A 13,780-nucleotide genomic window follows, 5' to 3' on the forward strand; every position below is an offset into this window, starting at 1 on the left:
ACTGACGCTTGTGGTTCAGGGGCTGTATTAACCTTCAATGATGTAACTACTAACGGAGCGTGTGCCGGTTCATATTCGGTAACCAGAACTTGGACGGCTACTGATGCCTGTGGTAATTCATCTACCGCTTCGCAAACCATTAATGTACAAGATACTACTGCTCCGGTGATTGCTGCTTTACCGGCACCAACTACCATCAACTGTCCGGCTACTCCTGTCTTTGAGCAGGCTACCGCTACTGACGCTTGTGGTTCAGGGGCTGTATTAACCTTCAATGATGTAACTACTAACGGAGCGTGTGCCGGTTCATATTCGGTAACCAGAACTTGGACGGCTACTGATGCCTGTGGTAATTCATCTACCGCTTCGCAAACCATTAATGTACATGACATAACAGCACCGACCTTTACTGTGCCGGCTGACGTAACTATCAATGCGGGCCAAAATTGTTTTGCTGATTTAAATCCGATTACCATTGGAACTGTTACTAACATTTCAGATGCTTGTGATCCTAATCCAACGGTGAGTTATGAGGACTCAGAGTGTTTTGGAAATGATACTGAAACCAATATAAATTCAGGAAATGGAAATTATTTCTACTTTAATGTAAGTGGTTATGATGATTTAACAGCAAAGGATATTGAAAAAGTGGCTTTGGCCTTTGAAACCAATCAAGGTAAAGGTAGAGCCGAGTTTATTTTAGTTTCTCCTAGTGGACAAGGTGTTGTTTTAGTAGGACCTTACTGTTCCGGTGGCGCTTGTGAAGACGCTAACTCCAGCGATAAGGAACTATACTTGCCTATATTCTATCCAAATAGTTCAGGATATCCTAACTGGAACAACAACAATGTAATTCCACAAGATACCGAACTTAATTTTACACCACATGGAGCTCTTTCTTCTCCAAACACTATAACCGGATTAACATCTTATGTTTCGAGTTTTGAAAACCTAACCGGACCAATGAATGGTACTTGGTTTGTATTCTCTAGAAAACAAAACAATGTAAACGGAAGTATCGATTTCAAAAGTGTTTGTTTGACTCCTGCCAGTACTTGTGAGAGCAACAAAGTTATTACCAGAACTTGGACTGTGACTGATGCTTGTGGAAACGCTTCTTCAGCTACACAAACTATCCGAATTCAAGATGTAACGGCACCTGTAATTTCAGTATTACCGTCGCCTACCACTATCAACTGTCCGGCTACTCCGGTATTTGCTCAAGCTACTGCCACTGATAACTGTGACACCAATGTAAGTTTGACTTTTGCTGATGTAACTACTAACGGACAATGTGCCGGTTCGTATTCGGTAACCAGAACTTGGACCGCTACCGATGCGTGTGGAAATACCTCAACTGCTTCGCAAACCATTAATGTACAAGATGTAACAGCGCCGGTGATTGCTCAATTACCTGCAGAAACCACTATCAACTGTCCGGCTACTCCGGTATTTGCCGAAGCTACTGCTTCTGATGAGTGTGGTTCTGCTTTCGAATTGACTTTTGCTGATGTAACCACTAACGGACAATGTGCCGGTTCGTATTCGGTAACCAGAACTTGGACCGCTACCGATGCGTGTGGAAATACCTCAACTGCTTCGCAAACCATTAATGTACAAGATGTAACAGCGCCGGTGATTGCTCAATTACCTGCAGAAACCACTATCAACTGTCCGGCTACTCCGGTATTTGCCGAAGCTACTGCTTCTGATGAGTGTGGTTCTGCTTTCGAATTGACTTTTGCTGATGTAACCACTAACGGACAATGTGCCGGTTCGTATTCGGTAACCAGAACTTGGACCGCTACCGATGCGTGTGGAAATACCTCAACTGCTTCGCAAACCATTAATGTACAAGATGTAACGGCTCCGACAATCACTTCAGAAGCTTCAGATATTGTGGTTGAATGTGATGGAAACGGTAATGAGTTGGCATTATATACTTGGTTAACAAACCAAGGTGGCGCCACTGCAACCGATGAATGTTCGGCAGTAACATGGACCAATAATTTCGCTGAAATCTCAGGTGACTGTTCTACTGCGGTTTCTGTAACCTTTACGGCAACAGATGAATGTGGAAACAGTTCTTCAACAACGGCAACATTTACTGTTAATGATACACAAAACCCAACTGCTCCTCAAGCTCCGGCTAGTGTGACAGTAGCATGTGCGGCTGATGTTCCGGCTAATATCTCATTAACAGCTTTAGACAATTGTACCGGTGAAATTACCGTAGAAGGTGTGGATGCCACTACTCCGGGGAACTGTGAAGGTACATTCACTGTAATCAGAACTTGGACGTTTACTGATGCTTGTGGTAACAGTTCTTCTGTATCTCAAACCATTAATGTAGTAGACGATGTAGCCCCTGTAGCACCTGAAGCTCCGGCTAGCGTTACTGTAGCTTGTGCTGCTGACGTTCCGGCTATGATTTCTTTAACTGCAATCGATAACTGTGGGGCTCAAATCACTGTGGAAGGTGTCGATGCGACCACTCAAGGCAATTGTCCTAACTCATTCATTGTAACCAGAACTTGGACATTCACTGACGCTTGTGGTAACACTTCATCTGTATCGCAAACTATTAATGTAGTAGACGATGTTGCGCCTGTAGCACCTGAAGCTCCGGCTAGCGTTACTGTAGCTTGTGCTGCTGACGTTCCGGCTATGATTTCATTGACTGCTACCGATAACTGCGGTGCTCAAATTACTGTAGAAGGTGTTGACGCTACGACTCCGGGCAACTGTGAAGGTACATTTACCGTAACCAGAACTTGGACGTTTACCGATGCTTGTGGTAACACTTCATCTGTATCGCAAACTATTAATGTAGTAGACGATGTTGCGCCTGTAGCGCCTGAAGCACCGGCTAGCGTTACTGTAGCTTGTGCTGCTGACGTTCCGGCCATGATTTCATTGACTGCTACCGATAACTGTGGGGCTCAAATCACTGTAGAAGGTGTTGACGCTACGACTCCGGGCAACTGTGAAGGTACATTTACCGTAACCAGAACTTGGACGTTTACCGATGCTTGTGGTAACACTTCATCTGTATCGCAAACTATTAATGTAGTAGACGATGTTGCGCCTGTTGCGCCTGAAGCTCCGGCTAATGTGACTGTAGCTTGTGCTGCTGACGTTCCGGCTATGATTTCATTGACTGCTACTGACAACTGTGGTGCTCAAATCACAGTAGAAGGTGTTGACGCTACGACTCCGGGGAACTGTGAAGGTACATTTACCGTAACCAGAACTTGGACGTTTGTTGATGCTTGTGGTAACAGTTCTTCTGTATCTCAAACTATTAATGTAGTAGACGATGTTGCGCCTGTTGCGCCTGAAGCACCTGCGGATGTAACTGTAGCTTGTGCCGCTGACGTTCCGGCTATGATTTCGTTGACTGCTACCGATAATTGTGGTGCTCAAATCACCGCAGAAGGTGTTGATGCTACAACACAAGGCAATTGTCCTAACTCATTCAATGTAATCAGAACTTGGACATTTACCGATGCGTGTGGTAATACTTCATCTGTATCGCAAACTATCAATGTAGTGGACGATGTAGCACCAATTGCTCCTGAAGCTCCGGCTAATGTAACAGTAGCTTGTGCCGGTGATGTTCCTGCTATGATATCATTGACAGCTACTGATAATTGTGGTGACTTTATTACGGTTGATGGAGTGGATTCCATCTCGGAAGGAAACTGTCTTAACACATTTACGGTAACCAGAACTTGGACATTTACCGATGCTTGCGGTAACACTTCATCTGTATCTCAAACTATTAATGTAGTGGACGATGTAGCTCCGATAGCTCCTGTAGCTCCGGCTGATGTAACCGTGACTTGTGCCGGTGATATTCCTGCTATGATTTCATTAACAGCTACTGATAATTGTAGTGGTGAAATCACAGTTCAAGGTGTTGATGCTGTCGCTCCGGGAAGTTGTGCTAATACCTTTACAGTAACCAGAACTTGGACATTCAGTGATGCTTGTGGAAACTCAACTTCTATTTCACAAATCATTAATGTAAATGACACTGTAGCACCTACATTTAATGAGCAAGCTCCGGCAGATACGAATGCATCATGTGATGATATCCCTGCTGCTGCTGTTCTGACGGCTAGTGACAACTGCGGTAATGCAACTGTTACTATGACAGAAAATACGATTCAAGGAAACTGTCCGTCTAACTATCAAATTGTGAGAACTTGGACAGCAACCGATGCTTGTGGTAATACTACAACAGTAGTTCAGATTATCAACGTATCTGATACTACAGGACCGGTATTAGTAGGTCAGTTAGAACCTAAAATTGAAGCTACGTGTGACAATATTCCTGCTCCGCCGGTACTGGTATTTACGGATAACTGTTCGGCTGTTGGAACTCCGGTTTACACTGAAACACAAACACCTGCAGAAGGTGGTGTGTACACCATAACCAGAACTTGGGTGGTATCCGATGGGTGTGGTAACCTATCGCAAGAATATACTCAATTTGTATTTGTAACTTTAGTGGCTGATATAATCACGCTTCCTAGTGTACAAACAAGTAATGATATTGATGAAAACATATCGTTAGATGCTTTATTACCTGCCGGTGCAACTGGTGGTGTATGGACGAATGTAAATAACGTAGGAGGCTTTAATGCACAAAACAACACCTTCAATCCATTAGGAATTCCGGCTGGAGATTATCTGTTTAGCTACACTATCAGTGATGGTCCATGTCCGGTAACCTATGAAGTATTGATTATTGTTGGTCAGGTTAATCCTTGTGAGGCTGTGATTATACACAATGTATTGACACCTAACGGAGATGCTTTCAATGAATATTTTAACATTGAAAACATTGAAGATTTTGATTGTTATCCAACAAATAAAGTTGAAATTTACAACCGTTGGGGTATCTTAGTGTATGAAACTAAAAACTACGACAACAATACCAGAAGATTTGAAGGTATCTCTGAAGGAAGAGCTACTGTGAGTAAGTCTGAGGAATTGCCGACCGGAACTTATTTCTACATCATCGAGTGGACCACTACCGATGGTACAAGAGTAACTAAAGACGGATATTTATACTTAACCAGATAAACCTACTAACTCCTGAGGGCCTAAAAACCCTCAGGATAAATAAAGAAAATATGAGAACAAAAATTTTAATTTTCGCTTTGATGTTAACGTGTTATACTGGTTTTGCTCAGCAGGACGCACAGTATACCCAATACATGTATAACACCATCAATATCAATCCGGCTTATGCAGGATCTCGAGGAGTTATGAGTATTTTTGGTCTGCATCGTACCCAGTGGGTAGGATTAGACGGAGCTCCGGTCACAAATGCTTTTTCTATCAATACACCTATCAATAACAGCAACCTCGGACTTGGACTTTCATTCGTGAATGATAAAATCGGCCCAACCAATGACAATACCATTTCTGCCGATTTATCCTATACTATCCCAATGAATGAAGATTACAAATTGTCATTCGGGATTAAAGCCTCGGGAAATATCTTTAATTTAGACGTTAATCGATTGAATCCTGCTGATGCGGGAGATCCGAATCTTCAAAATTACGACAGTGAGTTTTCACCTAACTTTGGTGCCGGTGTTTATTTACACTCTGATAAATTATATTTTGGTCTTTCGGTGCCTAACTTTCTGCAGGATACAAAATACAACGACAATGCAGTAGCAGTATTTGAAGAAAGAATGAATTTTTATGCTATTGGAGGTTATGTATTTGATTTGTCTCCCAGCGTGAAATTTAAACCGGCTTTCTTGACCAAAATTGTAACCGGTGCGCCATTACAAGTAGATGCTTCAGCCAACTTCTTATTCTTTGATAAGTTGATGTTGGGTGGTGCTTACCGATGGGATGCAGCTGCCAGTGCTTTGGCAGGCTTTCAAGTTACCGACGGATTATTCATCGGATATAGTTACGATATGGAAACTACCCGATTAAGAAACTATAATTCAGGCTCGCATGAAGTTTTCATCCGATTTGAATTATTCAATAAAGTTAGTAAATTGGTATCACCAAGATTCTTCTAATAACGCAACGATTATGAAAAATAAAATTATATATTTAGTACTGTTAACTTTCGCTGCGGTAAGCGGTTATTCGCAGGTTAAAAAAGAATCGAAAGGAAATAAGGAGTATGAAAAATACGCTTATATAGATGCCATTAAAACCTATGAGCGCATTTATGAAAGAGGGTACAAAACCCCTGAAATGCTTCTAAAAATCGGAAATTCCTACTATTTCAATGCCGAATTAGAAAAGGCGCACAAATGGTACGATGAGTTGTATGCTACCAGTCAGGAACAGGAACCGGAATTTTTCTATCGCTATGCTCAAACTCTAAGAGCCGTTAAAGATTATCCAAAAGCAGACGCTATGATGGCTAAGTTTAACGAAAAAAGCGGTAACGATTCGAGAGCCAAAATCTTCTCTAAAAAAAGAGATTATTTAGCCGAAATCAAAAAGAATTCAGGGCGGTATAAAATCGAAAATGCCGGCATCAACTCTAAATATTCCGATTACGGTCCGGCTTATCTGGGTGAAAAAGTAATTTTTACATCAGCTCGTGATACCGGAAACTTCTCGAAAAGAATTCACACTTGGACCGGACAATACTTTACCAATTTGTACAGTTCCAATATGAGCGAAGACGGCTCGCTAAGTGCCGTGGATAAATTCGGTAAAAAAATCAATACCAAATACCACGAAGATACTCCGGCCTTTACCAAAGATGGCAAAACGGTTTATTTCACCCGTAACAACTATTTAGACGGAAGAGGTTTTGATGCTAATAAAGTGACTTTACTCAAAATTTATCGCGCTAATTTAGACAGCGAAGGAAAATGGATTAATATTACTCCACTACCTTTTAACAGCGACAGTTACCAAGCGGCTCACCCTGCCCTTTCTCCGGATGAAAAAACATTGTATTTTGCTTCCGATATGCCGGGAACTCGTGGTCAATCTGACTTATTCCGAGTAAAAATTAATGAAGACGGCAGCTTTGGAACTCCGGAAAATTTAGGCGATGCTATCAATACGGAAGGTCGTGAAACGTACCCTTTTATTTCGGCTGATGATGAATTGTACTTTGCCTCAGACGGTCAGCCCGGACTTGGTGGTCTAGACATCTTCATTACCCGTATTCCTAAAGATGGAAGCTTGAAATTTAAAGAAGTGTTAAACGTTGGTGAAGAAGCGAACAGCTCTAAAGACGATTTCGGTTTAATCATCAACACCAAAACCAAAAGAGGTTTCTTAAGCTCTAACCGCGATGGAGGCCAAGGCAGCGATGATATCTATAAATTCTTAGAAACGCGTCCCATCTTTTGTGACCAGATTCTTTTTGGTGTCGTAACTGATGAAGATACCAAAGCCGTACTACCGAATACCAAATTGGTATTGTTTGACGAAAAATTCAACAAATTACAAGAAACCGTTTCTGACGCGGAAGGAAAATACGAATTCAAAGAAGTGGAATGTGGTAAAAAATATTACGTGAATGCTTCCCTTGAAGACTATGAAACCAAAGAATCTTCTGTGATTATTGGTACTGAAAGCGGTAAAACCGAGTTGAACATTGAGCTCAAAACCAAAGTATGTAGAGCCAAAGTGGGTGACGACATTGCCGATTGTTTCAAAATCAACATTATCTATTTCGACTTAGACAAATGGAATATCCGTCCGGATGCCGCAGTAGATTTAGCTAAATTGTTAGACGTATTGAACCAAAACCCATCGATGAAAATTAACATTCGTTCGCATACCGACAGTCGCGCTTCACATGCCTACAATGCTAAACTTTCTGATCGAAGAGCCAAATCTACCAGAGATTGGTTGATTAAAAACGGTATCGCTGCCGACCGCTTAACTGCTGAAGGCTTAGGAGAAACCGAATTGGTAAACAAATGTTCCGATGGTGTTAAATGTTCTGAAGAAGACCATCAACTTAACAGACGAAGTGAATTTATCATCACTGCATTATAAGAAAAACTTAACTCTATGTGAAAAAGCACCCAAAAAAGGGTGCTTTTTTTTATCTTTGAAAAATGAGAATTACTTACCTATTCCGAGAGTTTTTTGAAAGCGAAAAAGCAGGCGGATTTATTTTGATCATCTGCACTATCCTTTCCCTATTACTAGCCAATTCAATTTTCAGTGAAAGTTATATACACCTTTGGCATCATCCTGTAGCCGGTCAATCCGTTGAATATTGGATTAACGATGGTTTGATGACCATTTTCTTTTTACTCATCGGATTGGAATTGGAACGCGAAATTTACGCCGGGGAATTATCGAGCCTTAAAAACGCACTACTCCCGGTTTTTGCCGCTTTAGGCGGAATGCTCATACCGGCCGGTTTGTATTTATCTCTTAATTACGGCACCGAAACCCAATCGGGTGCCGGAATCCCTATGGCGACCGATATCGCCTTTGCTTTGGGAATACTATCGCTGTTAGGCAACCGAGTACCTACGTCCTTAAAAGTATTTTTAACAGCACTAGCCGTTATCGATGACTTGGGTGCTATTTTAATTATTGCTTTTTTCTATACCAAAACATTAGTGTGGACCAACTTACTCATCGCATTGGCCATCTTTGCGGTGTTGTTAGCCTTTAATCGTTTAAAAGTCAGAAACCTGATACCCTATCTTATTGGTGGCGTTGCCATGTGGTATTTTATGTTGAACTCGGGTGTTCATGCCACTATTACCGGTGTGTTGTTGGCTTTTGCCATTCCGTTTGGTAACGGTGATGCTAAATCGACTTCCTATATCTTACAGCATTTTTTACACAAACCGGTAGCCTTTTTTATACTACCGCTATTTGCCTTAGCCAACACCGCCATAGTGTTGAGCTCCGATTGGCAATCGGCTTTACAGCATCATTATACTTTGGGAATTGCCTTAGGTTTGATTGTAGGAAAACCGGTGGGAATTTGGCTCTTTAGTTTTTTGGCCGTCAAATTAAAGATAGGACAATTGCCGGAAGATTTGAATTGGAAATCGGTTTTGGGCGTCAGCTTCTTGGGTGGTATCGGATTTACCATGTCTATCTTTATTACCCTATTGGCGTTTTCAGATGGCGAACATATCGATAACTCCAAAATCATGATTTTGCTTTCTTCTTTAGTCGCCAGTATTGTCGGATTGGGTTACCTCCAATTGATTCTGAAAAAGAAGGTTTAATACCATTTTTTCTTCTTGAAATAGTAAATCATACCCAATAACAACAAGAACATCAGACCTAAAATCATGAAGTAACCGTAGGGCCAATGCAATTCAGGCATGTGATCGAAATTCATTCCGTAAATTCCAACGATAAAGGTTAGCGGCATAAAAAACACCGAAACCACAGTCAGCGTTTTCATGACTTCATTCATTTTATGATTTTGCGTAGAAAAGAAGAAATTGGAAGCGCTGTCTAACGAATCCATATCGTATTCTATTTGTTCCAAAAGTTCCAAGCACTTTTGGTGCAAACGCGAAAAGAAACTGTAATTCTCGTGTTCTATGGCATTGAACACATTATCGTCTTTCATGCTTTTAATAGAATATAAGGAATCGCGCAGCGGAATAATAGAGCGCTTTAAAAAGTTAAAGTTGTCCCGATGCTTTTCAATTTGCTCCAATATTTCGGGTTGGGTACTGGCCTTCGACAAATTGATAATTTCCTCTACCCGGTCTTCTTCATTTTCAATAGTGATGTAAAAGTTTTCCATCACGGCATCGAGCAATAAATACAGTAAGTAATCGGCCTTTTTATCTCTTACAATACCCGAATGGGTTCGAATACGCTCCCGAATGTGTGTAAAAAAGTCACTTCGCTTTTCCTGAAAAGAAACCAGTATGCCGTTCTTTAGCAAAAAACTGATTTGCTCTACGCTGATGGTATCCGAGTTCTCTACGGGTAAAAGCGATTTGATATTGAAAAAAAGGATATCGTGGTACTCATCCAACTTTGTTCTCTTGGTGGTGTTGAGAATATCACTCAGCATAAAATTATCTACTTTAAGATAATCCCCAACCGATTTAACCAACTCGATATCATTCAACCCGTGAATGTTTAACCAATTGACCTTGCCAGGTGCTATGCATTTCTCAAATTGCGTCCGGGATACTTCCTTAAATTCGGTCAACTCTTCGGCATCATACACAAACAATTGCATTTCGGTTTTAATTTGCTTGTGAATGCCGGTATATTCTAAAACAGAAGGTTGTACTTTTCTGCCCTTTTTGTATTTAATTTTTCGCACGAATTCTAAATTTGTTTAAAATTAAGAATATTTATTTTTTTCAAACTACTTTTACCAAAAATCATCTTATGCAAACACTCCTCATCAATATTAAAGAATTATTGCAGGTTCGGGAAACCACTGTTGACAAAGTCTCCGGAGCCGAAATGGCTGTACTTCCTACGCTGAAAAATGCTTTTTTATTGTTGGAAAATGATACGATAGCCGCGTTCGGATTGATGCGCGATTGCCCCAAAATTGATGCCGATGTTACGATTGACGCCAAGGGCAAAATGGTATTACCGACTTGGTGCGACAGTCATACGCATATTGTATATGCCGGAAACCGCGAACAGGAATTTGTAGATCGCATCAACGGCTTGAGTTATGAAGAAATTGCCAATCGTGGTGGCGGTATCTTAAATTCGGCTCAAAAACTCAACGAGACTTCGGAAGCAGACATTTACAACCAATCCAAAAAACGATTGGAAGAAGTGATATCGCAAGGAACCGGAGCTGTCGAAATCAAATCGGGTTACGGATTAACCGTGGAAGGCGAACTCAAAATGCTGCGTGTGATACGAAAACTGGCTGCCGATTACCCGATTACTATCAAAGCTACTTTTCTCGGCGCACATGCTTTCCCTTTGGCTTACAAAGAAAACCGCAGTGGTTATATGGATTTAATTATCAATGAAATGCTACCCAAAATTGCCGAAGAAAATTTAGCCGATTATATTGATGCCTTTTTAGAAACCGGTTATTTTTCGGTGACCGAAACAGAACGCATTATGGAAGCCGGCAAAAAGTATGGCTTGCGCTCCAAAATACATGTCAACCAATTTACCGCCATCAACGGCATTGCCGCTTGCGTGAAACACCAAGCACTCTCGGTAGATCATCTTGAAATTGTAACCGATGACGATATTGAAGCGCTGAAAGGTTCGGAAACTATGCCGGTAGCGTTACCGAGTTGCTCTTACTTTATCAGCATACCGTATACGCCGGCCCGAAAAATGCTCAATGCCGGGTTACCGCTGGCGTTGGCATCCGATTTTAATCCGGGAACAACACCCTCTGGGAATATGAATTTTGTGGTAGCTACCGCTTGTATCAAAATGAAAATGACGCCGGAAGAAGCCATCAATGCCGCTACCATCAACGGCGCCTATGCTATGGGAATCAACAAAACGCACGGCAGTATTACTGTAGGTAAAAAAGCCAATGTCATCATCACCAAACCCTTGAACTCTTATTATGAATTGCCTTATGCTTTTGGCAGTAACCATATCGAGCAGGTAATACTTAACGGTACGATTGTAAAATAAAAAAGTCCTCAATAGTATTGAGGACTTTCTTTTATACCAAATAACTTATTATTTTAAAGTAAAACTGCTTTTGGAAACCAGTTCGCCTTTATCAAAAACATTAACAAAATAAGTTCCTTTGGCAAAATCTTTACCCGGTAATTGCTCTTTTACATTTACCGTTTTATTCTCGTATTTTACGGTAGTCGTAAAACTGTACGTTAATGAAGTTTCCCCGAAAGAAATCGTGGCTTTATCTCCTAATACATTGTTTTTAGCATCGATTACCTGAACGTAATATACTTTATCACCCGATTTGGCAATGGCGTTCTCTGCAATAGTAAAACTGATTTGTAATAGATCGGTTCTGCTGGCTTTATCGGTTTCAATTTGCTTACCTGAACTTCTTTGCTTGTAAGCTGCTGTCTTCAAGTTGGTTACCGATAATTTAGAGCCTTTTTCAACGGTTTTAGCCAATTCTTCGTTTTGTCCCACCAATACTTGGTTGTATTTTTTGGAATCTTCTAATACGACTTTGGTACTGTCTAAATTGGTAGTCAGGGTTTGGTTTTCTTTTTTCAAGACTTCTACTTCTTGCATCAGGTTGCGCATTTTTTGCTCCATCTGTTTGTATTGATCTTTGTATTTTCGTAAAGAAGCCGCATCGCCTTTGGCTGTTTTTAACTCGGCCATCAGTTTGGTTACTTTATCTCTTTCGGCAATTAATTCGTCTGACATCGAAGTATTTTCAGCAATGGCAGCGTCGTAGGTTGCTTTCAATTCTTCTAAATCCTTCATCACGTCATCCTTCTCAGATTTGGTAGTAGAGACCACTGTTTCCAACGTTTTGGCATCTGAAGTTAACTTAAAAATATAAATCAAACTTCCCACCAATAAAATGGCTAAAATTGCAATTATTGCTTTGAGTTTTGAATTACCATTTTGATTTTCCATAGGTTATCGTTTTAAATTTTAACAAAAGTAATAATATAAAATAATAATATTTATTATAGTAACGTTAAATCACCAATTAAATTATATTTTTGGGGAAATATTATGAGAATGGAAAAACTGATTCCGTTCACCGTTAGTGATTTGGCAAAGGTTACCAATCACCGTAGCGGCGAAGTAAAGTTTGGCGAAAAAATGCTCACCATACCCAAAGGTGAAGATTGTATTACATTCTTAAAAAACTGCGAAGCCAAATACGTCTTATTCGGTATTCCGGAAGATGTAGGCGTGCGTGCTAATTTTGGCCGACCCGGAGCCGCTTCGGCTTGGCAAAGCGCCATCAGCAGTATTGCCAACATCCAACACAATCGCTTTTGCAAGGGCAGTCAAATTGTAATTTTGGGAACACTCGATGTGGCTGCAGAAATGCAGGAAGCGCAAAATCTGGATTTTCATAAAACAGCCGACCGAAAATTATTGGGTGCTTTGGTAGAACGCATCGACAAAGAAGTGGTTCATGTGATTACCAATTTAATCCGATGTGGCAAAACCCCTATTATTATCGGTGGCGGTCATAACAATGCCTACGGAAACATTAAGGGGACGGCTTTAGGATTGGGGAAACCCATCAATGCTATCAATTTTGACGCGCATTCTGATTTCCGAATTTTAGAAGGCCGACACAGCGGCAACGGATTTTCCTATGCCTATGAAGAGGGCTTTTTAAAGAAATACTTCATATTTGGATTGCACGAGAATTACACTTCCAAAAATGTCATCGATATTTTGAAGAAAATGGAAGCCCGGGTAAATTACAATACGTATGACGAAATCAAAGTGCGGCAACAAAAAAACTTCCAACAAGAATTGAATACCGCCTACGATTTTATTAAAAATGACGCATACGGCATTGAAATCGATTTAGATGCATTGCCGAATATTGCCAGTAGCGCGATGACCATGAGTGGCTTTTCGATTGAAGAATTGCGGCAATTTGTATACTTCTTCGGAAAAAATAAAAATGCGGCTTATTTGCATATATGCGAGGGAGCACCGGCATTGGGTGAAGACAAAAACAACCATCTTATCGGTAAACTTATCGGGTATTTGGTTACCGATTTCATCAAATCGAGAAAAGAACTTCTGTAAGTTGTCGAGTTTCGGGTTACGAGTTCAAAGTTCAACCCGAAACCCGAAACTCGAAACGTTAAACTCCTAACGAATAAAACCCTATCTTTGCTGCGGCTTACACTTAATCGTG

At 40.8% G+C, this 13,780-nt stretch carries 8 protein-coding genes; 6 read left to right on the forward strand and 2 right to left on the reverse strand.

The window, feature by feature from the left end:
* The 4 genes from QHT84_RS06460 to nhaA all read left to right on the forward strand — a co-directional run.
* Nucleotides 1–5,094 (forward strand): HYR-like domain-containing protein (locus tag QHT84_RS06460; RefSeq protein ID WP_283238738.1); only part of this gene is annotated, 5,094 nt, incomplete at its 5' end.
* 50 nt (nt 5,095–5,144) lie between these two features.
* Complete coding sequence (locus QHT84_RS06465) at nt 5,145–6,056, forward strand: PorP/SprF family type IX secretion system membrane protein (protein WP_283238739.1); 912 nt, start codon at nt 5,145–5,147, stop codon at nt 6,054–6,056.
* 13 nt (nt 6,057–6,069) lie between these two features.
* Entirely contained in the window at nt 6,070–8,013 is a 1,944-nt protein-coding gene (locus tag QHT84_RS06470) for an OmpA family protein (protein WP_283238740.1), read from the forward strand.
* A 62-nt stretch (nt 8,014–8,075) separates the two neighbouring features.
* Nucleotides 8,076–9,215, forward strand: a complete 1,140-nt coding sequence (gene nhaA, locus QHT84_RS06475) for a Na+/H+ antiporter NhaA (protein WP_283238741.1) — start codon at nt 8,076–8,078, stop codon at nt 9,213–9,215.
* Here nhaA and corA read toward each other — a convergent pair.
* A complete protein-coding gene (gene corA, locus QHT84_RS06480; protein ID WP_283238742.1) occupies nt 9,212–10,282 on the reverse strand; it encodes a magnesium/cobalt transporter CorA in 1,071 nt (356 codons plus the stop codon). The genes nhaA and corA overlap by 4 nt on opposite strands.
* A gap of 68 nt (nt 10,283–10,350) precedes the next feature.
* On the opposite strand from corA, the gene hutI reads away from it, so the two are divergent.
* Nucleotides 10,351–11,589, forward strand: a complete 1,239-nt coding sequence (gene hutI, locus QHT84_RS06485; protein ID WP_283238743.1) for an imidazolonepropionase — start codon at nt 10,351–10,353, stop codon at nt 11,587–11,589.
* 48 nt (nt 11,590–11,637) lie between these two features.
* Here the strand turns inward: hutI and QHT84_RS06490 are convergent, their stop codons facing one another.
* Nucleotides 11,638–12,522: a GAS domain-containing protein gene (locus tag QHT84_RS06490; RefSeq protein ID WP_283238744.1), complete on the reverse strand. Its 885-nt coding sequence runs from the start codon at nt 12,520–12,522 to the stop codon at nt 11,638–11,640.
* 108 nt (nt 12,523–12,630) lie between these two features.
* Here QHT84_RS06490 and QHT84_RS06495 point away from each other — a divergent pair, with 108 nt between their 5' ends.
* The gene (locus tag QHT84_RS06495; protein ID WP_283238745.1) at nt 12,631–13,668 is read left to right on the forward strand and encodes a formimidoylglutamase; all 1,038 of its coding nucleotides are present in this window, start codon (nt 12,631–12,633) and stop codon (nt 13,666–13,668) included.
* The last annotated feature ends 112 nt before the right edge of the window (nt 13,669–13,780 follow it).

It is taken from the genome of Flavobacterium sedimenticola (genome assembly GCF_030053345.1).
Classification (GTDB): Bacteria; Bacteroidota; Bacteroidia; order Flavobacteriales; family Flavobacteriaceae; genus Flavobacterium; species Flavobacterium sedimenticola.